We start from the raw sequence: 20,867 nt of genomic DNA, 5'->3' as shown, positions 1-20,867 counted from the left end.
AGGCGCGGGCCATGCCCGCGATGCTTGAGGGGCGTTCGCGGGGTGGCCGCCGTTCCTTACGGCTTAGGGCATTTCCCACATCCATGTGGGTCACAGGCCCACCCCTACGAAGAGCTCAAGCCTGAAACAGCTCAGACGTACTGCGCCGCCGCGTAGCCCGAGGCCCAGGCCCACTGGAAGTTGAAGCCGCCGAGGTGGCCGCTGACGTCGAGCACTTCGCCGATAAAGTACAGGCCAGGTGATTTCAGCGATTCCAGGGTCTTGGAGGAGACTTCCTTGGTGTCGACGCCGCCCAGGGTCACTTCGGCGGTGCGATAGCCTTCGGTGCCGGCCGGCACCAATTGCCAGCTCGCCAGGCGCTCGGCGATCTCGCTCAACTCGCCGGGGGTGTATTGCTTCATTGGTTTGGAGGCGAACCACTGCTCGGCCAGCAGGTTGGCCATCTTCTTGGTGAAGATCTCGCCGAGCAGGGTTTTCAGCTCGGAGTTGGGGCGTTCGGCCTGTTGCTGCAACAGCCAGCTCGGCACGTCATGGTCGGGCAGCAGGTTGATTTCAACGGCCTGACCCGGCTGCCAGTACGAGGAGATCTGCAGGATCGCCGGGCCGCTGAGGCCGCGGTGGGTGAACAGGATGTTCTCGCGAAAGCTTTCGCCGTTGCAGCTCACCAGGCAATCCACCGAGGTGCCGGACAATTCGCTGCAGAGCTCCTTGAGCTGATCGGTGATGGTGAACGGCACCAGCCCGGCGCGGGTTGGCAGCAGGTTGTGACCGAACTGCTTGGCCACCTGATAGCCGAAGCCGGTCGCGCCGAGGGTCGGGATCGACAGGCCGCCGGTGGCGATCACCAGGGACTCGCAGCCCAGCGGCCCGGCGCTGGTCTGCAACTGGTAACCGCTGGCGGCCTTGTCGATTTGCTGGATCGAGGTATTGAGCAGCACCTGCACGCCGGCTTGCGCGCATTCGGCCAGCAGCAGGCCGAGGATGTCGCTGGCCTTGTTGTCGCAGAACAGCTGACCGAGCTTTTTCTCGTGATAGGGCACGCCGTGCTTGCTCACCAGCTCGATGAAATCCCACTGGGTGTAGCGTGCCAGGGCGGATTTGCAGAAGTGCGGGTTCTGTGAGAGGAAATTGCCGGGTTCGGTGTACATATTGGTGAAATTGCAGCGCCCGCCACCGGACATGAGGATTTTTTTGCCGGCCTTGTTGGCGTGGTCCAGCAGCATGACCTTGCGCCCGCGACTGGCGGCGGTCAGCGCACACATCAGGCCGGCCGCACCGGCGCCAAGAATCACTACATCTGTACCAAGCACTGCCACTTCCTCGAACCCTGATGAAACCAGAACCTGCTGGGGCCGGCAGTTTACCGCAAGGTTTGCAAAACGCTTGGCGTTTCCCGCCAACCGGCCTGGTATTGAGTGGCGCGGGCTGACTAAGCTGCACTATCGATTAATCGGTTACGGACGGTAGGCATGAGGCTTTCACGCGCTATTGCGTTGTGGGCATTGTTTTGCAGTTGCTGCACCGTCAACGCCGACCCCTTGCGATTGGTGGCCGATACCTGGCCACCGTTCACCGATGCCAGGCTGCCGAACAATGGCTTGGCCAGTGACCTGGTGATGACTGCGCTGCAGCGTGCCGGCTACGCCAGCGAATACATCGAGGTGCCCTGGGCCCGCGCATTACGCGGCTTGCAGGCCGGCGACTACGATGTAGTGCTGAGCGCCTGGTACGACGTGCAACGTGCCGAGTACGGGCTGTTTTCCGATGCCTATCTGGTCAACCGCATTCGCTTCCTGCAGCGCAAGGGCGCGAATATCCGCTTCGAGCGGCTGGATGACCTGCTCCCGCACAGCATCGCGACGGTGCGTGGCTATGCCTACCAGGCGGAGTTCGATCAGGATGCGCGGTTGCTCAAGGTGCCGGTGCTGGAGTTCGCCATGGGCGCGCGGATGCTGGCCGCCGGGCGGGTGCAACTGGCCCTGGAGGACGAACTGGTGGCGCGCCACTACATGCAGCGCGAGTTGCTCGGCGTGCAGGAGCAGCTGGAGTTCCTGCCCAAACCGCTCAGCGAGAATGGCCTGCACATTCTGGTGCGCCGCAGCCATCCCCAGCACCGACAGATAGTCGCGGGTTTCAACCGGGCCTTGCAGGAGATGCGCGCGGACGGCAGCTACGCGCAGGTTTTCCAGAACCACGGGTTCTGAGGTCGGTGAGGGGAAAAGCGCAGAACCCGTAGGGGCGGGCCATGCCCGCGATGCTTTCGCTTGCAGAGCTTTCGCGGGGATGGCCCGCTCCTACGAAGAGTTGCAGTCCTGCTTAAGGCTCAGCGGCCATGGCTGGGCTTTTTCAGAGAACCCGCACGCGCAGCGAGCGGCCCTTGATCTTGCCTTCGCTCAGGCGTTGCAGCGCCTGTTTGGCGACCCCGCGTTCGACCGCGACATAGGCCTGGAAGTCGAAGATGGCGATTTTGCCGACCTGCGCGCCAGGGATGCCGGCGTCACCGGTCAGTGCGCCGAGGATGTCGCCGGGGCGAACCTTGTCCTTGCGTCCGCCGCTGATGCACAGGGTGACCATCGGTGGCAGCAGCGGCCCGCCGCCTTGTGGCTTCAGGCTATCGAGCTGGTGCCAGTTCAATGGCGCCTTCTGCAGGGTTTCGATGGCCTGGGCGCGATGACCTTCGGCCGGGGCCACCAGGCTCAGTGCCAAGCCCTTCTCGCCGGCGCGGCCGGTGCGGCCTACGCGGTGGATGTGGATTTCCGAGTCACGTGCCAGCTCGACGTTGATCACCATGTCCAGGGCTTCGATATCCAGGCCGCGGGCGGCGACATCGGTGGCCACCAGCACCGAGCAGCTGCGGTTGGCGAACATCGCCAGCACCTGATCGCGGTCGCGCTGTTCCAGGTCGCCATTCAAGGCCTGGGCGGAAATGCCGTTAGCCGAGAGGTGATCGACCACCTCCTGGCATTGCTGCTTGGTGAAGCAGAACGCCACGCAGGACTGCGGGCGGAAGTGCGCCAGCAGCTTGGTCACGGCGTCCATGCGCTGTTCCGGGGCGATCTCGTAGAAGCGCTGCTCGATCTGGCTGTCGGCGTGCATCGACTCGGCTTTGACCTGCTGCGGGTCACGCATGAATGCCGCCGACAGCTGCTTGATGCTGGCCGGGTAGGTGGCGGAGAACAGCAGGGTCTGGCGTTTGGCCGGGGTCTGCTGAAGGATCTCGGCAATGGAGTCGTAAAAGCCCATGTCGAGCATGCGGTCGGCTTCATCGAGCACCAGGGTGTTGAGGCCGTCGAGCTTCAAGGTGCCCTTGCGCAGGTGTTCCTGAATCCGCCCCGGGGTGCCGACGATGATGTGCGCGCCGTGTTCCAGCGAGCCGATCTGTGGGCCGAAGGGTACGCCGCCGCACAGGGTCAGGACCTTGATGTGGTCGGTGCCACGGGCCAGTCGGCGGATTTCCTTGGCGACCTGGTCGGCCAGCTCGCGGGTCGGGCACAGCACCAGCGCCTGGCAGCCGAAGTAGCGTGGGTTCAGCGGGTTGAGCAGGCCGATGCCGAAGGCGGCGGTTTTGCCGCTGCCGGTCTTGGCCTGGGCGATCAGGTCCATGCCCTTGAGTATCACCGGCAGGCTTTGCGCTTGCACTGGCGTCATCTGGGCATAACCGAGGGATTCGAGGTTAGCCAGCATGGCGGCGGACAGTGGCAGCGAATTGAAAGCGGTGGAGGTCACGGGACTGGCCTGCTAAACGAAAATGGCCTGCAGTGTAACAGGGACGCTGGTACAGGCAGCAGACGGTGCTTGAAAGGCCCGACGGACTGTGTCGCCCAGTCGGGCAGGGCGATACGCACGATGTTAGTCTGCCGGTATCGCGAGTGGCCTATCCTGGCGGCTACGGCTAGGTCTCTTGCCAGGTTGCTATCGTGCTGAAACGCATTGTTGCCTCCGATCTGTGCCAGGCGATGTACATCCATGAGTTCTGCGGCTCGTGGATGGAGCATCCGTTCTGGAAAGCCCGGTTTCTGCTGGACAACCCCAGGGATTTGCAGCGCATTCGCGACAGCGGCATCGACGAAGTCTGGATCGACACCGACAAGGGGCTGGATCTGCCGAGTGGGCAGCAGGGCCAGACCGAGGCCGAGGTCGCCGCGCAAACCGAGGCCTGCCTGCTGGCCGTCGAGGCGCTGCCAACGTTCAGGGACGTGGCGCTGGACGAGGAAGTACGCCGCGCGCAGCAGCTCTGTTCTCGCTCCAAACAGGCCGTCGTGGCGATGTTCGGCGAAGTGCGCATGGGCCAGGCCATCGATGCCGCGCAGGTAACCGAATTGGTGGAGGAGATTTCCGCCTCGGTGCTACGTCATCCCAATGCCTTGATCAGCCTGGCGCGCTTGAAGAGCTCCGACGAATACACCTACATGCATTCGGTGGCGGTCTGTGCGCTGATGATCGCCCTGGCCCGCCAGCTCGGGCTGGCCGAGGCGCAAGTGCGTGAGGCCGGGGTGGCCGGGCTGCTCACTGGTCGATCCCCGGATCGATGCGACGCGCCTGGCGCCCATCCTCGGGGGCCAGTTGCAGGAAGATCGCGGCCGCCAGCATCGATAACACCCCGACGCAGACGAAGGTCAGCTGGAAGGCGCCGAGCAGGCTGCTGACCGCGCCGGCTTTACCGATCTCACTGCTGAAGCCGCCGAGCAGCGCGGCGCCGGAGGCAATGCCGAGGCTGATCGCCAGTTGCACCACCACCGACAGCAGGCTGTTGCCGCTGCTGGCGGAGGCGTCGTCGAGATCGATCAGGGTGACGGTGTTCATCGCCGTGAATTGCAGCGAGTTGACCGCACCGAGCAGGCCCAGTTGCAGCAGCAGAACCGCATAAGGCGTAGCGGCGTCGACCAGGCCCAGGCTGGCCAGTAGCGCGCCGAGCAGCAGGGTATTGCCGGTCAGCACAGTACGGTAGCCCAGGTGCTCGATCAGCGGTTTGGCCAGCGGTTTGACCAGCATGGCGGCCAGCGCCAGCGGAATCATGCCCATCCCGGCCTGGGCCGGCGAGTAGCCCAGCGCCACTTGCAACAGCAGCGGCACCAGGAACGGCAGCGAGCCGCTGCCGAGGCGGGCGAACAGGTTGCCGAGAATGCCGACGGCAAAGGTACGGGTCCGAAACAGCGCCGGGGCGAACAGCGGCTGCTCGATGCGCCCGGCGCGCAGCCAGTAAGCCGCCAGGCAGGCCAGCCCGCCGAGCAACAGCAACATCACGCGCATGTGCGCCAGTTGCAGTTCGCCGAGGCCTTCGAGGGCGATAGTGATCAGCAGCATGGCGGCGCCGAACAGGGCGAAACCGACGCCATCGAAACGGCTGCGCTGTGGGCCGCGCAAATCCGGCATGAAGCGGATCGCGGCGTAGCAGCCGAGCAGCCCGACCGGCAGGTTGATCAGGAAAATCCAGTGCCAACTGGCGTACTCCACCAGCCAGCCGCCCAGCGTCGGGCCGATCAAGGGGCCGAGCAGGCCGGGCAGGGTGATGAAGCTCATGATCCGCACCAGCTCGGAGCGTGGGTAGGCGCGCAGCACCACCAGCCGCCCGACCGGCATCATCAGTGCGCCACCGAGGCCTTGCACCACCCGCGCGGCGGCCAGTTGGCTAAGGCTTTCGGACAGCGCGCAGAACAGTGACCCGCAACTGAACAGCAGGATTGCGCCAAAGAAGATCCGCCGCGTGCCGAAGCGGTCGGCGATCCAGCCCGAAGCCGGAATCAGCAGCGCCACCGTAAGCATGTAGGCGATCACCACCGACTGCATGCGCAGCGGGTCTTCGGCGAGGTCGCGGGCCATGGCGGGCAGGGCGGTGTTGAGGATGGTGCCATCGAGGGTTTGCATGAAGAAGGCGATGGCCACGATCCAAGGCAGCAGGCGGGCGGTGCGGGCGTCCAGGTTGGGCATGGGAGTTCTCGGCGCGAAAGCTGCCCGGACTGTAAGCCGACGCCCCGCCGCTTGCCAGTGCCAATGCCCTGGTGGAATATGCGGCGAACCTGATCGACGTTCAATGGCGCGTGACTGCCAGGTTTGCGCAAGTGTTCTTCCCCGCTCCCCCGCCAACCCGGACAAGGCGCTGCCGATGCAAATGCTCTGCACCCTCCTGTTGCTACTCCTGGCTGCTACGCCCTTGCGCGCGGCGGACTGGTTTCCCGTGCCGGTGATTACCGATGGCCAGCCAGCCCGCTACCAGCCACAGGCCATGGCGAGCAAGCCCTGGCGTATCTGTGCGTTGTTGCCCCAGGGCAAGGACCGCTACTGGTGGGGCGTGGCCGCGGGGTTGGATCAAGAGGCCCGGCGCCAGGGCGTGCAACTGGGTATCTACGAGGCTGGTGGTTATCAGTACCCGGCCATGCAACGCGCGCAGCTGACCCGCTGCATCCAGCTCGGCGCCGATGCGTTCGTGATCGCGGCGATCAACATCCGTGGGTTGTGCGATGAAATCGGTTTGCTCTACAAGGCCGGGGCGCCGGTGATCGACTTGGTCAACCGGGTCGATTGCGCCGGTGTCAGCAGCCGCTCGCGGGTGGATTTCGCCGACATGGCCAAGGCCGCGCTGGCCTATATCGTGGGCCACAGCCAGGGCCGGACGGTGCGCGTCGGCTGGCTGCCGGGGCCGCAGGACGCCGGCTGGGTGGAGGACGGCGAGCGCGGCCTGCGCCAGGGCCTGCAGGGTAGCGCGGTGAGGCTGGTGCCGGGCGGCTACGGGCCGGTGGATCGTGCCAGCCAGGCGCAACTGGTGCGCCAGCTGCTGGCCCGCGAGCCCGATCTCGACTACCTGCTGGGTAATGCCGAGGCCGCTGCCTTCGCCGGCCAGATGCTGCGCTCGGCGGGTAGCCGTTACCACGCGCAGGTGGTGTCCTTCTATGCCACCGACCGGGTGCTGGAGGCCATCGAGAACGGCCAGGTACTCGCCGCGCCGAGTGACGCACCGGTGATCCAGGCGCGAGTCGCCATCGACCTGGCGGTACGGGCGCTGGAGGGCCAGCAGCTGCCAGGCCGGGTCAGCCCACAGATCGAGATGCTCGACCGGCAGAGGCTCAAGCACTTCGATCGCAGCCGCCTGCTGACGCCCGAGGGGCGGTGGATGGTCCGCCGGGTATTACCCGAGTAAAGCCCGGACATTGATCGGCGGTGCAAGGATGGCCGTGCAGCCTGAGACGCTCCGCGTTCGGGCTGCCGACCAGTAAGCGTTCTTCAGGCTTGCGGGCGCAGCGGTTTGCCGCGTACCGGTGCGCCGTTGGCGACGTAGTACTTGGCCTTGCTGCGTGGCAGCGGCTTGCGGCCACGGATTTTGTCGGCGATCTTCTCGGCGATCATGATGGTCGGCGCGTTGAGGTTGCCGGTGGTGATCAGCGGCATGATCGAGGCATCCACTACGCGCAGGCCTTCCAGCCCGTGGACGCGACCCTGGCCATCGACCACCGCCATTTCATCCGTGCCCATCTTGCACGAGCAGGATGGGTGGAAGGCGGTCTCGGCGTGCTCACGGACGAACTGGTCGAGCTGCTCATCGGTCTGCACATCGATGCCCGGGCTGATCTCGCGGCCGCGGAAGGCGTCCAGTGCCGGCTGCTGCATGATCTCGCGGGTCAGGCGGATGCCGTCGCGGAATTCCTGCCAGTCCTGCTCGGTGGACATGTAGTTGAAGAGGATGCTCGGGTACTCGCGCGGGTCTTTCGACTTCACCTGGATGCGGCCACGGCTCGGCGAACGCATGGAGCCGACGTGGGCCTGGAAACCATGCTCTTTCACGCCGTTGCTGCCGTTGTAGTTAATCGCCACCGGCAGGAAGTGGTACTGGATGTTCGGCCACTCGAACTCTTCGCGGGTGCGGATGAAACCACCGGCTTCGAACTGGTTGCTGGCGCCGATGCCGGTGCCGAGGAACAACCACTCGGCGCCAATGGCGGGCTGGTTCCACCAGAGCAGCGACGGGTACAGCGAGACCGGCTGGGTGCAGGCGTACTGCAGGTACATTTCCAGGTGGTCCTGCAGGTTCTGGCCAACCCCGGGCAGGTCGTGGACTACCGGGATGTCCAGGTCGCGCAGCAGGGCCGCCGGGCCGACGCCGGAGCGCTGGAGGATTTGCGGCGAGGCGATGGCGCCGGAGCACAGCAATACTTCGCGGCGGGCCTTGGCTTCGATGCGGGTGTCGCTGGCGCCGACCAGATAAGCCACGCCGACCGCGCGTTTGCCGCTGAACAGGATGCGGTCGGTGAGGGCGTGGGTGACGATGCTCAGGTTCGGCCGGCCACGGGCCTGGTCGAGGTAGCCGCGCGCGGTGCTGGAGCGGCGACCTTTGGGGGTCACGGTGCGGTCCATCGGGCCGAAGCCTTCCTGCTGGTAACCGTTGAGGTCGATGGTCGCCGGGTAGCCGGCCTGCACGCCGGCTTCGACCATGGCCTTGAACAGCGGGTTATTGCCGGCCTTGGGCGTGGTCACGCTGACCGGGCCGTCGCCGCCGTGGTAATCGTTGGCGCCGATATCGCGGGTTTCCGCTTTGCGGAAATACGGCAGGCAGTCGAGGTAGCTCCAGTCTTCCAGGCCCGGGGTTTTCGCCCAGCCGTCGTAGTCCAGGGCGTTGCCGCGGATGTAGCACATGCCGTTGATCAGCGAGGACCCCCCCAGACCCTTGCCGCGCCCGCACTCCATGCGACGGTTGTTCATGAACGGTTCCGGGTCGGTTTCGTAGGCCCAGTTGTAGCGCCGGCCCTGCAGCGGGAAGGCGAGGGCGGCGGGCATCTGGGTACGGAAGTCGAGGCGGTAGTCCGGGCCACCGGCTTCGAGCAGCAGCACGCTGACGTCGGCATCCTCGGTCAGGCGGGCGGCCAGGGTGTTACCGGCGGAACCTGCACCGATGATGATGTAGTCGAATTCTGTGGTCATGGTTGCACCCTTCGTATGGGCATGTGCAGCACGTAGGGTGGATTAGGCCAAGCCGTAATCCACCGTGGCGGACGTGGAGCTGAACGGTGGATTACGCCGCGATGCGGCTAATCCACCCTAGGGGTTCGTTTAGAACACCGAGCTGTAATCGCCCAGTTCGACCTGCACGGATTTGATCCGCGTGTACTGGGCCAGGGTGGTCAGGCCGTTCTCGCGGCCGACCCCGGATTGCTTGTAACCGCCGACCGGCATTTCCGCCGGCGACTCGCCCCAGGTGTTGATCCAGCAGATACCCGCTTCGAGCTTGTGGATCACCCGGTGGGCACGGTTCAGGTCCTGGGTGACGACCCCGGCGGCCAGGCCGAACTCGGTGTCGTTGGCGCGGCGGATGACTTCAGCTTCGTCGTCATAGACCAGGATGCTCATCACCGGGCCGAAGATTTCCTCACGGACGATGCTCATCTCGTCGCTGCAGTCGCTGAACACGGTCGGTGCGACGTAGGCGCCCTTGGCATATTCGCCGTCAGTCACGCGCTCACCGCCGCTCAACAGGCGCGCGCCCTCGGCTTTGCCCTTTTCGATATAGCCGAGCACGTTTTCCATGTGGGCGAAGCTGACCAGCGGGCCGAAGTTGGTGTTCTCGTTCATCGGGCTGCCGAGGCGGATGCGGTTGACCCGCTCCAGCACCTTGGACTCGAAGCGCGACTGCAGGCTGCGCGGGATGAACACGCGGGTGCCGTTGGTGCAGACCTGGCCGGAACTGTAGAAGTTGGCCATCACTGCGATATCGGCGGCGCGGTTGAGGTTGGCGTCCTCGAAGATGATCAGCGGCGACTTGCCGCCCAGCTCCATGGTGACTTCCTTGAGCGACGAGCTGGAAGCGCTGGCCATGACTTTCTTGCCGGTGTCGGTGCCGCCGGTGAAAGAGATTTTCTCGATGCGCGGGTGCTCGGTCAGCCAGGTGCCGACTTCGCGGCCACTGCCGGTCAGCACGTTGAACACGCCCGCGGGCAGACCAGCAGCGGTGTAGATTTCCGCCAGTTTCAAGGTGCTCAGCGAGGTGACTTCGCTGGGTTTGAAAATCATCGCGTTGCCGGCGGCCAGGGCCGGGGCGGATTTCCACAGGGCGATCTGGATCGGGTAGTTCCAGGCGCCGATGCCGGCGACCACGCCCAGCGGTTCGCGGCGGGTGTAGACGAAGGAGGTTTCGCGCAGCGGGATCTGCTCGCCTTCGATCGCCGGCACCAGGCCGGCGTAGTACTCGAGCACATCGGCGCCGGTGACGATATCGACGTTGCGGGTTTCCGACAGCGGCTTGCCGGTGTCCAGGCTTTCCAGCTCGGCCAGTTCGTCGTTGCGCTCACGGAGGATCTCGACGGCTTTGCGCAGGATGCGCGAGCGTTGCATGGCGGTCATCGCGGCCCAGACTTTCTGGCCCTTTTCGGCACTGGCGACGGCCCGTTCAACGTCGGCTTGCGAGGCGCGTTGCACCTCGGCGAGCACCTCGCCGTTGGCCGGGTTGATGGACTCGAACGTGGCGCCGCTGGTGGCATCCACATAACCGCCGTCGATGTAGAGTTTTTGCAGGTCGAAACGGGCCATAGTGTCCTCGCATGTTGTCTGGTGTTGGCGGCTCGGGTCAGCCCGCCTGTCTGGCCAATTGTTGGTCCAGGTAGTCGTAAGCGATTTGCAGTGCCTGCTTGATGTCGAAGGCTTCTCCGGACAACGCGCCGCGCAACCACAAACCGTCGATCAAGGCCGCCAGGCCTCGGGCCGCGCTGCGCGCATCAGCGAGCGGCAATACGCGGCGGAACTGGCAGCACAGGTTGGAGTACAACCTGTGGTCGTTGATCCGCTGCAGGCGGCGCAACGAGGGCTGATGCATGCTGCTGGCCCAGAAGGCCAGCCAGGTTTTCATGGCCGGGCCGTTGACCTGGCTGTCATCGAAGTTGCCGTCGATGATGGCGCGGATCTGGGTGCCGGCGCTGTCGTCGCACAACAACAGGCGACGGTCGCGTACTGCCAGGCTCAGGGCCGCCATCAGGTGGCGCATGGTGGCTTCGAGCAGGCCGTTCTTGTCCTGGAAATAGTGACTGATGATGCCGTTGGAGACCCCCGCCAATCGCGCGATCAAGGCGATGCTCGCATCGCTCATGCCGACCTGGTCGACCGCCAGCAGGGTGGCGTTGATCAATTGCGAGCGGCGAATAGGCTGCATACCGATCTTGGGCATCTTGCAAATCTCCTTGCGCCGGGTTGCACGGCAAACGTCCGAATTAAGCAGGAGTCAGTCTATTTTGTTTTTATTGAACGCTCAATCAATAAAAAATCAATGCCGTATAACCTTCTGAATCGACCTCGCGAGTGGGTGTCGCTCTATTGCCGGTGTGAGTTGTGCGGGGCGAGAGGGCTGGCCGCCGCCGGAAGCCCGGCCTTTGCGCTACCCGGCTGGGTAGCGCAAGTCTCGTTGCGGGGCAGGCTGTCTCAGCCGAGGTTCTTGCCGAGCAGGGCGTGGTACAACTCGCTGTCGCCGAGTACGCCGACCACCCGGTCCTGATCCTGCAGCACCAGTTTGTGGCCGGTCTGGTAACGGATCTGCAGGGCGTCGCGCATGCCGATGTTCGAGTCGACCAGGGTCGGTCGCCGTCCCAGGCTTTCCATCGCCTGGCCGGGCGCCCAGTTCTGCAGGGTGATCGCGTCCGCGCCTTGGCGGGCGCCCTTGAACACGTTGCCTTCGGCCAGCCCGAGCCAGGAGTCGTCACCCGGATCGAGGCAGACTTCGCCGTTGACCCGTTTGCAGTTGTCCAGCGGGCGCATCAGGCTGCGTCCGCAGAGCACGTTCAGCGGGTTGGTGTGGGCGACGAACATGCGCACGTACTCATCCGCCGGGTTGAGCACGATGTCTTCCGGCTTGCTGTACTGGATGATGCGCCCGTCTTTCATGATGGCGATCCGCGAGCCGAGTTTCAGCGCCTCGTCGAGGTCGTGGCTGACGAACACGATGGTCTTCTGCAGTTTGCGCTGCAGGTCCAGCAATTCGTCCTGCAGACCCTGGCGGATCAACGGGTCGAGGGCCGAGAACGGTTCGTCCATCAGCAAGATGTCGGCGTCCATGGCCAGTGCGCGGGCCAGCCCGACGCGCTGCTGCATACCGCCGGAGAGTTCGTCCGGACGCTTGTTGCGCCATTGGGTCAGGCCCACCAGTTCGATTTTCTCATCGACCAGCTTGCGTCGTTCTTCACTCGGGCGGCCCTGCATTTCCAGGCCGAAGCTGATGTTCTCGCGCACCGTCAGCCAGGGCATCAGGGCGAACTTCTGGAACACCATGGCGATGCGCTTGGTACGCATGGCCTTGAGCGTGGCGGCGGAGCAGCTGGCGATGTCGACTTCGCTGCCTTCATGCTCGATCAGCAGTCGACCGCGGCTGACGGTGTTGAGGCCGTTGATGCAGCGCAGCAGGCTGGATTTGCCCGAGCCGGAGAGGCCCATCATCACGCAGATCTCGCCGCGCTCCACATCCAGGCTGGCTTTTTCCACGCCGACCACCAGGCCGGTTTTCTTCAGAATCTGGTCGCGGGTCAGGCCCTGGTCGAGCAAGGCCAGGGCCTCGCGCGGGAACTTGGAGAAAATGACGTCGACGTTATCGAAACGAATCATGCTCATGAGTCAGCCCTCAACTTGGCTTCCGGTTGCTTGCACACCCGGTCGAGGATAATGGCCAGCAGCACGATGGCCAGGCCGGCTTCGAAACCGAGGGCGATGTCAGCGGTGTTCAGTGCGTTGACCACCGGCTTGCCCAGTCCGTCGGCGCCCACCAGTGCGGCGATTACCACCATCGACAGCGACAGCATGATGCACTGGGTGATGCCGGCCGCGATGCTCGGCATGGCGTGCGGCAGTTCGATGCGGGTCAACAGTTGGCGGCGCGAGCAGCCGAAGGCCTTGCCGGCGTCGAGCAGCTCGGTCGGCACATCGCGGATGCCCAGGTAGGTCAGGCGGATTGGCGCGGCGACGGCGAAGACCACGGTGGAAATCAGCCCCGGAACTACGCCGAGACCGAACAGTGTCAAGGTTGGAATCAGGTACACGAAGGTCGGCACCGTCTGCATCAGGTCGAGGACCGGCTGCATCACGGTATAGAAGTGCGGTTTGTGTGCGGCCATGATGCCCAGCGGCACGCCGATGACCACGCAGACCAGGGTGGCGAACAGCACTTGCGCCAGGGTTTCCATGGTTTCCTGCCAGTAACCGAGGTTGAGGATCAGCAGGAACGACAGCACGCAGAACAGGGTCAGGCCCCATTTGCGTTGAATCAGATGAGTGAGCACGCCAAACAGACCGATCAATACCAGCGGATTGAAAAAGGTCAGTCCGTTGGTCACGCCATGAATCATCATCTCCAGCGCATCGGCGAAGGCATCGAAGTAAGCGGCGCCGTGCTGGGTCAGCCATTCGACGAAGTCGGCTATCTTTTGACCCAGAGGGAGTTTTTCAAAAGTCGGCATGGTATTGAACGTCCACATGCAGAGGGATGGAAGCAGGCCGTCGAACGCGCTGGCGAGTTGCCTTGGCCGCGTTCAACCGGCCTGAGTTGCGGTTGTATCAAAGAGCCAGTTTTGCCTTGACCACGTCCAGTGCCGGCTTGCCGTCCAGGCTGTTCACGCCAGCCAGCCAGGTTTCCAGCGCTTCCGGGTTGGCTTTCAGCCAGGCCTTGGCGGCGTCACGCGGTTTCTGGTTTTCGTTGAGCACGGCATCCATCAGCTGGTTTTCCATGTCCAGGCTGAACACCAGGTTCTGCAGGAGCTTGCCGACGTTGCTGCATTCCTGGGTGTAACCCTTGCGGGTGTTGGTGTAGATGGTCGCCTGACCGTAGTTCGGGCCGAAGTAGTCATCGCCGCCGCTCAGGTACTTCATCTTGTTGCGGGTGTTCATCGGGTGCGGTTCCCAGCCGAGGAACACCATCCATTCGTTCTTGCGGGTGGCGCGTTTGAGTTGCGAGAGCATGGCGGCTTCGCTGGACTCGACCACTTTGAAGTCCTTCAGGTCGAAGGCGTTCTTGTCGATCATGCTCTGGATCAGGCGGTTGCCATCGTTGCCCGGCTCGATACCGTAGATCTTGCCGGCCAGCTGCTCTTTGAACTTGGCGATGTCGGCGAAGCTTTTCAGGCCGGCGTCGTAGGCGAACTCCGGTACGGCGAGGGTGTATTTGGCGCCTTCGAGGTTGGCGCGCAGGGTTTCCACCGTGCCCGCTTCGCGATAAGCCTTGATGTCGTTCTCCATGGTCGGCATCCAGTTGCCGAGGAAGACATCGAGGTCCTTGCCGACCGCCAGGGATTTGTAGGTCACCGGTACCGACAGCATGGTGGTCTTGGTTTTGTAACCCAGCGCTTCCAGCACTTCGCTGGTGACCGCGGTGGTGACGGTGATGTCGGTCCAGCCGACATCGGAGAAGCGCACGGTGCTACAGGACTCGGGCTCTGCCGCATTGGCCAGCAGCGGTAGGCTGAGCGAAGCGGCCAACAGCAATGGTGTGCAACCTTTCATGGGACGGACTCCTTTCTGATTGTCGTCGGCAGCGTGCTGCTGAGTGCGAGTTGCCGGTTTTTTGTGTGCTGCTGGTTGAACCCGAAAGGGGGTTTCGGGCCTCACCGCCATTCAGCCTAGCGGGCGTGTCGAGAACGATCATGGAACAGTGAAAAACAAACGCCTACAGGGTGCGTCGCATCCAGTGCAGAGTGCGTCGTATCCAGCATTAGTAAGGTCGTTTACGGACTTTTTGCCGGTCAAAGTTGCGGTTTCGGCAACGCTGACCGGCGAAGCGGGGGGCGATTGCAATGTTGCGGCGGCGTTATTGCGCCAGCCCCAGTTTGCTTTTGACCACGGCCAGCGCCGGTTGCCCGTCGCGGCTGGAGACACCCTGCAACCAGGCGTCTAGCACCTGCGGGTTGGCCTGCAGCCAGGCTTTGGCCGCTTGCCGCGGGTTGAGGCTCTGGTTCAGCACGTCGTCCATCAGCTGGTTTTCCATTGGCAGCTCGAACGCCAGGTTGCTCAGCAGTTTGCCGACGTTGCCGCACTCCTGGCCGTAGCCTTTGCGCACGTTGGTGTAGACCGTGGCGCCACCGTAGTCGGGGCCGAAGTAGTCATCGCCGCCAGTCAGGTATTTCATCTGGAGATGGGTGTTCATCGGGTGCGGTTCCCAGCCGAGGAATACCAGCCATTGCTTGAGGTGCCCGGCACGTTCGACGCTGGCGAGCATCTTCGCCTCGTTGCTTTCTACCAGTTTGAATTGGCCGAGGCCGTAGGCGTTGTCCTTGATCATCTTGCCGATCAGCTGGTTGCCATCGTTGCCGGGTTCGATGCCATAAATCTTGCCATCCAACTGGGCGGCGAACTTGGCGATGTCCTTGAAGTCCTTCAGACCCCCTTCGTAGACGTAGTCCGGCACGGCCAGGGTGTATTTGGCGCCATGCAGGTTGGCCCGCAGGGTCTCCACACTGCCTTTGTCCAGGTAGGGGCGAATGTCGCCTTCCATGCTCGGCATCCAGTTGCCGAGGAAGACGTCGAGCTTCTTGTCTTCCAGCGCTTTATAGGTCTGCGGCACGGACAGGCGCTTGACGTTGGTCACGTAGCCGAGCGAGCCGAGCAGCAACCGGGTCACGGCGGTGGTGACGGTGATGTCGGTCCAGCCGACATCGGCGAACCGCACCCGCTGGCAGCTTTCCGCTTCCGCCGCATTGGCCAGCACGGGTGAGCCGAGGCACAGGGCCAAGCATAAAGAGGTGAAACATTTCATCGGCGCGATCCTTAGCAGGGAAATGGCAGGGGCCGTTACCAGGCTCTGTAGAAACTACGGCGCACGGTGGTCTGGTTACGGTGGGCACTTCGGCCTCGCAGGAAGCGTGCCGGGCGGCTGGATCATGGGCCAGGGGCATGACGGCGACTATGGCGTGGGTCGCGTTTGGCATCGCTGGCGTCGTATTCAGCGTGGCGCGCGACGTTGCTTCGGGTGCGGCGCCGGTCGCGACCCAAGCGTGCGACGTTTGTGGGTATGGGCGGGTCGGTGTGAGATGCCGGGTCGCCGTGGAAAAGCTTGATGATCCGTGCATCAGTGGGTTGGCCGATCTGGTGTGTGCCCGCATCGTGCGTTTTAGGAGATAGCTATGGCCATCAGCGTATTCGACCTGTTCAAGATTGGTATCGGCCCTTCCAGCTCGCACACGGTGGGGCCGATGCGCGCCGCCGCGCTGTTCGTGCAAGGGCTGCGCGAGCGTGGCGTGCTGGAACAGGTGCGGCGCGTCGAAGTGCGCCTGTACGGCTCGTTATCGGCCACCGGCGTCGGCCATGGCAGCGATAACGCGGTGATCATGGGGCTGATGGGCGACTGGCCGGACGCCATCGACCCGGCGCAGATCGCCCCGCGCATTGCCAGCCTGCGCGACAGCCAGTGCCTGCTACTCGACGGTCACTTCGAGGTGCCGTTCGACTGGGCTCGCGATCTGCTGCTGCTCGACGAAAACCTGCCCTATCACCCCAACGCCATGACCCTGATTGTCGAAGGCGCGAGCGGCGAACTGCACCGCGACACCTATTACTCGGTTGGCGGCGGTTTCGTGGTGGATGCGGCGCAGGCCGCCAGCGGTGTGCTCGATCAGGATCAGACCGAGCTGCCTTACGACTTTTCCAGCGCCGCCGAACTGCTGAGCCTGTGCCAGGAGCACGGCCTGCGGGTGTCCGAGCTGATGATGGCCAACGAAAAGGCCTGGCGCAGCGAAGCGGAAATCCGCCAGGGGCTGATGCGTCTGTGGCAGGCCATGCGCGACTGCGTCGATCAGGGCCTCAAGCATGAAGGCATCCTGCCCGGCGGGCTGAACGTCAAGCGCCGCGCCGCCAAGCTGCACCGCAGCCTGCAGGAGCTGGGCAAGCCCAACGTGATCGGTTCGACCTTGAGCGGCATGGAGTGGGTCAACCTGTTCGCCCTGGCGGTGAACGAGGAAAACGCCGCCGGCGGGCGCATGGTCACGGCACCGACCAATGGCGCGGCGGGAATCATCCCGGCGGTGTTGCACTACTTCGTCCGCTTCAGCCCGGCCGTGACCGAGGCCGACGTGGTCGATTACTTCCTGGCTGCCGCCGCTGTCGGCATCCTCTGCAAGAAGAACGCCTCGATCTCCGGTGCCGAAGTCGGCTGCCAGGGCGAGGTCGGTTCGGCCTGCGCTATGGCCGCCGCCGGTCTGGCGGAGATCCTCGGCGCGACGCCGGGGCAACTGGAGAACGCCGCCGAAATCGGCTTGGAACATAACCTCGGGCTGACCTGCGACCCGGTCGGCGGCCTGGTGCAGGTGCCCTGCATCGAGCGCAACGCGATTGCCGCGGTGAAGGCCATCAACGCCGCGCAGATGGCCCTGCGCGGCGATGGCGAGCACTTCATCTCACTCGACCGGGTTATCCGCACCATGCGCGATACCGGCGCCGACATGCACGACAAATACAAGGAAACCTCGCGCGGTGGCCTGGCCGTCAGCGCCATTGAATGCTGACAGGGTGATCAGCGCAGTCGCTCGACGTTTGCACGCTTTTCGCTCGAACTCGCCGTGCTGCGCCATCTTTTGGCGCGATGCGGCTCTCCCGCGCTGCTACTGAACGGTACGCCGCGCGCTGGCCGATCGTGCCTAGGGTGACAGCCCGCCCAGGCCATGACGGGCTGTCACTGCAAAGTGCTACGAAAGTGCTCAGCCCCTGTCCTTGCAGGGCTCTTCTCTGGGCGCTCAGCGAACTTTTTTACTGTTGGCGGCCTGCCGGCTAGAGGCTTTGCGGCGTCGTTTTTAGGTTTTATTGAATACGTGTTCAATTTAGGCACGGCATTTGCGTTGTGATAAGCCTAAGCCAGGGTGTCGTCCGCGCTGCCCACGGCAATAAAACAAGAGCCTCGCCTGAGGCCATATCCGTGTTGCGTGAGGAGATACCGTGATGACGCCGTTCAACCAAGGGGCGCAACCCCAGAACCGTGCTCCACAATCCATCGGCTTTCTGCTGTTGGATAATTTCACTCTGATTTCATTGGCCTCAGCCGTTGAACCGCTGCGCATGGCCAACCAGTTGTCCGGCCGCGAACTGTATCGCTGGACCACGCTGACCATCGACGGTGGCCAGGTCTGGGCCAGCGACGGCCTGCAGATCACCCCGGACTGCGCGGTGAGCAAGGCGCCGCCGCTGGACATGGTGATCGTCTGTGGCGGTATCGGCATTCAGCGCAGTGTTACCCGCGAACACGTGGCCTGGTTACAGACCCAGGCGCGCCAGTCGCGCAAGCTTGGCGCGGTCTGCACCGGCAGTTGGGCGCTGGCCTGCGCCGGCCTGCTCGATGGCTTCGATTGCAGCGTGCACTGGGAATGCCTGGCGGCGATGCAGGAAGCCTTTCCGCGGGTGGTGATGAGTACTCGACTGTTCACCCTCGATCGCAACCGCTTCACCAGTTCCGGCGGCACCGCGCCGCTGGACATGATGCTGCACGTCATTTCTCGCGAGCATGGCCGCGAGCTGTCGGCGGCGATCTCGGAAATGTTCGTCTACGAGCGTATCCGCAACGAGCAGGATCATCAGCGCGTGCCGCTCAAGCACATGCTCGGCACCAACCAGCCGAAGCTGCAGGAAATCGTCGTGCTGATGGAAGCCAACCTGGAAGAACCGATCGACCTCGACGAACTGGCGGTCTACGTCAACGTCTCGCGCCGTCAGCTCGAGCGCCTGTTCCAGAAATACCTGCATTGCTCGCCGTCGCGCTATTACCTGAAGCTGCGCCTGGTGCGTGCCCGGCAACTGCTCAAGCAGACGCCGATGTCGATCATCGAAGTGGCGTCGGTCTGTGGTTTCGTCTCCACGCCGCACTTCTCCAAGTGCTACCGCGAGTACTTCGGCATTCCGCCGCGTGACGAGCGCATGGGTTCCAATACCGCGCAGCAGGTGGCATTGATGCCGATCCCGCAGGCCTTGGTGCTCTCGCCGTTGTCCGGGGCCATGTCGGCCTTGAGCCAGGCGCGCAGCGAGTCGACCTTCGCCAGCGTCAGGCTGTAAGCCTGTAAACCTCAAATCGGGAGCGGTGGACAAGACCCGCTCCTGTCCTACGGCTCGCGCCGCACCGCGCTCAGCCGTGGGTCTGTCTGTACTGTGCCAGCGCCGGCAGCAATTGCCGGGCAATGGCCTCGCGTACCGTGGGCAGCATCACCGCGCCACTGGCCAGCATCTGTTCGACCAGGCTGCGCAATGCCGCTGCGCGTGATTCGTTCAGCCCCAGTAAGGCGCGCTCGCAGGCCTGCTCGGCAGTCAGGCCGGAGGGTACTTCAAAACCCAACGCTAACAGGCGCTCACGCAGGTCGTCCTGGTCGATCAAGTCTGTATGCATCATCGCGGTGGTCCTCGTCCGGGGTCGTTGTCGCTGCGATTCTGGTGATGCGCCGCGGCCGCGACAAGGGCGTTGGTCGGTCAGTGGCTTGGACGCGTACGAACAGGTCGCTTTCAACTAATTGCTCCCCGTCCCCAGCCAGCACAATTGGCCCCAAGAACGTCCACTCCATAGCGCACACTTTGCGCTTCACGGTGGGTTTGGTCACCCGCCTGGACGGCTTGATCGAGGGTGGTTCCTCGCATTAGAACCACATTTCGCCCCCCGCTTGTGTCGGCGCACAGGGGGGGCTTTTTTTGCCTGCGAAAAAATGCCGGGCAGCATCCGCATGCTGACCGGCCACGTGCTATCGCGCGGGCAGTGGCGGGCGCGGTTTAGCGTTGCAGCACGTGAATCCGCGAGAGCAGCTCTTCGCGATCCACATAGCAGCCTTGGAAGTGGCGGGTGCCACTGGCCGGGTCGAAGGCGTTGCGCGCATGCAGGGTGCGGCGGTTATCGAAGCACCAGAGCTGCCCCGCATCCAGCCGGCGAATCACGCGGAAACGCGGATCGCGGGTCAGGGTCTGGAAGTGTCGGTAAGCGCGATAGAGCAGGGGCATCTGCTGCGCTTCAACGTCGAAGGGTGCGCGCAGGAAGTTGGCGATGCGGATTTCGCTGACCGCGCCATAGGCATCCAGGGCGATGATCGGCGCCAGGCAACGGTAGTCGCTGCGGCGATCCTTGTTGCGGAACTCCACCGGTATCTCGCACAGCGTGCGGAAGTCCTCCGGTGCCTCCTGGCGCAGCGCGTCGGCGATGGCGAAACCGTCAACGAAGATGCTCTCACCGCCCACCGCGTCATTCACCAGGCAGTGCAGAAATTGCAGCCCCGGCTGCAGCTCGCGGGTCGGCAGGTCGCTGTGCAGTGGCAGGTTGAAAGCGGTGTAGGCGTTGCTGTCGGCATCGGCCTTGGACTGTACGTTGAACAGCACGCCGAAATTGCTTTCGCGAATAAAGGAAATCCGCTGGGCAATGGCTTGCAGCGAACCGGGAGCGGTCGGCACGCCGCGCACCTGGGTCAGGCCGATATCCCGCACGGCCAGCAGCCAGGCCAGCAATGCCTGTGGATCCTGCATCAGCGCGTCGTATTCGTACAGCGGTAACTGTTCGCTCAGCTCGGCCCTCCAGAGCTGGCTGCGTGGGCGCTGCTGGCGACGCTCGGCGCGGGAGCTGTCGTCATAGGCGTGGGCGCGCAGCCAGCCGGGATGAAAGCGGCTGCGGTGCCCATCCTGCCAGTCGACCAGCAGGTTGCCTTCATCGTCGACCCGCATGTGCTGGGGCGCGAGTTCGGCGCAAACATCGACTATTTCCAGAACCTGCTCGCGGGTGACGGTGTACACGCAGCTGGAGCAGGGACAGTTGTCGCGTAGCCACTGATGATGGAAGGGGCTGACGCGGCTGTCGCTCCAGACCGCCTCCAGGTAATCGTGGCGTGGCCGCAACGTGGCCAGGGCGCTGGTGGTGGGATAGCTTCGCCAATCGGCGATGAGGTTTTCTGCCTGGTTCATTACGCTCTCCT

At 63.9% G+C, this 20,867-nt stretch carries 16 protein-coding genes and 1 pseudogene; 5 read left to right on the top strand and 12 right to left on the bottom strand.

The features are described 5' to 3' along the window. Nucleotides 1–131: 131 nt before the first annotated feature. A complete protein-coding gene (locus tag AC3IYG_RS20750) occupies nucleotides 132–1,310 on the bottom strand; it encodes a BaiN/RdsA family NAD(P)/FAD-dependent oxidoreductase (RefSeq protein ID WP_489311363.1) in 1,179 nt (392 codons plus the stop codon). Between the two features lie 159 nt (nucleotides 1,311–1,469). Between AC3IYG_RS20750 and AC3IYG_RS20745 the strand changes: the two genes are divergently transcribed. Further along, the gene (locus tag AC3IYG_RS20745; RefSeq protein WP_489311362.1) at nucleotides 1,470–2,204 is read left to right on the top strand and encodes a substrate-binding periplasmic protein; all 735 of its coding nucleotides are present in this window, start codon (nucleotides 1,470–1,472) and stop codon (nucleotides 2,202–2,204) included. Nucleotides 2,205–2,346: 142 nt separating this feature from the next. Here AC3IYG_RS20745 and dbpA read toward each other — a convergent pair whose 3' ends face one another. Further along, nucleotides 2,347–3,726, bottom strand: a complete 1,380-nt coding sequence (gene dbpA / locus AC3IYG_RS20740) for an ATP-dependent RNA helicase DbpA (RefSeq protein ID WP_489311361.1) — start codon at nucleotides 3,724–3,726, stop codon at nucleotides 2,347–2,349. A 191-nt stretch (nucleotides 3,727–3,917) separates the two neighbouring features. On the opposite strand from dbpA, the pseudogene AC3IYG_RS20735 reads away from it, so the two are divergent. Beyond that, a pseudogene (locus tag AC3IYG_RS20735) lies at nucleotides 3,918–4,508 on the top strand (DUF3391 domain-containing protein); the annotation flags it as partial. Here AC3IYG_RS20735 and mdtD read toward each other — a convergent pair. Beyond that, nucleotides 4,507–5,928 carry a multidrug transporter subunit MdtD gene (mdtD, locus tag AC3IYG_RS20730; protein ID WP_489311360.1) on the bottom strand — a complete coding sequence of 474 codons (1,422 nt, stop codon included), beginning with the start codon at nucleotides 5,926–5,928 and terminating at the stop codon, nucleotides 4,507–4,509. The pseudogene AC3IYG_RS20735 and the gene mdtD sit on opposite strands and share 2 nt — an antisense overlap. 175 nt (nucleotides 5,929–6,103) lie before the next feature. Here mdtD and torT point away from each other — a divergent pair, with 175 nt between their 5' ends. Continuing rightward, nucleotides 6,104–7,135 carry a TMAO reductase system periplasmic protein TorT gene (torT, locus tag AC3IYG_RS20725; RefSeq protein WP_489311359.1) on the top strand — a complete coding sequence of 344 codons (1,032 nt, stop codon included), beginning with the start codon at nucleotides 6,104–6,106 and terminating at the stop codon, nucleotides 7,133–7,135. Nucleotides 7,136–7,218: 83 nt separating this feature from the next. Here torT and betA read toward each other — a convergent pair whose 3' ends face one another. The 7 genes from betA to AC3IYG_RS20690 all read right to left on the bottom strand — a co-directional run bounded on the left by betA (nucleotide 7,219) and on the right by AC3IYG_RS20690 (nucleotide 15,703). Next, a complete protein-coding gene (betA, locus tag AC3IYG_RS20720; protein WP_489311358.1) occupies nucleotides 7,219–8,910 on the bottom strand; it encodes a choline dehydrogenase in 1,692 nt (563 codons plus the stop codon). Between the two features lie 129 nt (nucleotides 8,911–9,039). Further along, entirely contained in the window at nucleotides 9,040–10,512 is a 1,473-nt protein-coding gene (gene betB / locus AC3IYG_RS20715) for a betaine-aldehyde dehydrogenase (protein WP_489311357.1), read from the bottom strand. 37 nt (nucleotides 10,513–10,549) lie between these two features. Then, nucleotides 10,550–11,143 carry a transcriptional regulator BetI gene (gene betI / locus AC3IYG_RS20710; protein WP_489311356.1) on the bottom strand — a complete coding sequence of 198 codons (594 nt, stop codon included), beginning with the start codon at nucleotides 11,141–11,143 and terminating at the stop codon, nucleotides 10,550–10,552. 251 nt (nucleotides 11,144–11,394) lie between these two features. Then, nucleotides 11,395–12,573 carry a choline ABC transporter ATP-binding protein gene (gene choV, locus AC3IYG_RS20705; protein ID WP_489311355.1) on the bottom strand — a complete coding sequence of 393 codons (1,179 nt, stop codon included), beginning with the start codon at nucleotides 12,571–12,573 and terminating at the stop codon, nucleotides 11,395–11,397. Beyond that, complete coding sequence (gene choW, locus AC3IYG_RS20700) at nucleotides 12,570–13,415, bottom strand: choline ABC transporter permease subunit (protein ID WP_489311354.1); 846 nt, start codon at nucleotides 13,413–13,415, stop codon at nucleotides 12,570–12,572. Before choW ends, choV begins: the two co-directional genes overlap by 4 nt. 97 nt (nucleotides 13,416–13,512) lie before the next feature. Further along, nucleotides 13,513–14,454 (bottom strand): choline ABC transporter substrate-binding protein, encoded by a 942-nt coding sequence (locus AC3IYG_RS20695; protein ID WP_489311353.1) that lies wholly within the window; start codon nucleotides 14,452–14,454, stop codon nucleotides 13,513–13,515. A gap of 304 nt (nucleotides 14,455–14,758) precedes the next feature. Then, nucleotides 14,759–15,703, bottom strand: coding sequence for a choline ABC transporter substrate-binding protein (locus AC3IYG_RS20690; RefSeq protein ID WP_489311352.1), 945 nt, complete (start codon nucleotides 15,701–15,703; stop codon nucleotides 14,759–14,761). A gap of 367 nt (nucleotides 15,704–16,070) precedes the next feature. On the opposite strand from AC3IYG_RS20690, the gene AC3IYG_RS20685 reads away from it, so the two are divergent. Continuing rightward, entirely contained in the window at nucleotides 16,071–17,447 is a 1,377-nt protein-coding gene (locus AC3IYG_RS20685; RefSeq protein WP_489311351.1) for an L-serine ammonia-lyase, read from the top strand. Nucleotides 17,448–17,877: 430 nt separating this feature from the next. After that, on the top strand, nucleotides 17,878–18,981 hold the full coding sequence (gene gbdR / locus AC3IYG_RS20680; protein WP_489311350.1) for a choline metabolism transcriptional regulator GbdR: 1,104 nt from the start codon (nucleotides 17,878–17,880) through the stop codon (nucleotides 18,979–18,981). A 70-nt stretch (nucleotides 18,982–19,051) separates the two neighbouring features. Here gbdR and AC3IYG_RS20675 read toward each other — a convergent pair whose 3' ends face one another. Together AC3IYG_RS20675 and AC3IYG_RS20670 are read right to left on the bottom strand one after the other, a co-directional pair. After that, nucleotides 19,052–19,312 (bottom strand): hypothetical protein, encoded by a 261-nt coding sequence (locus tag AC3IYG_RS20675; RefSeq protein ID WP_489311349.1) that lies wholly within the window; start codon nucleotides 19,310–19,312, stop codon nucleotides 19,052–19,054. 371 nt (nucleotides 19,313–19,683) lie between these two features. Beyond that, nucleotides 19,684–20,856, bottom strand: a complete 1,173-nt coding sequence (locus AC3IYG_RS20670) for a gamma-butyrobetaine dioxygenase (protein ID WP_489311348.1) — start codon at nucleotides 20,854–20,856, stop codon at nucleotides 19,684–19,686. Nucleotides 20,857–20,867: the final 11 nt, after the last annotated feature.

It is taken from the genome of Pseudomonas sp. KH_027 (genome assembly GCF_057838565.1).
The sequence above is the reverse complement of the archived record's forward strand: the minus strand, read 5'-3'. Positions and strand labels throughout refer to the sequence as shown.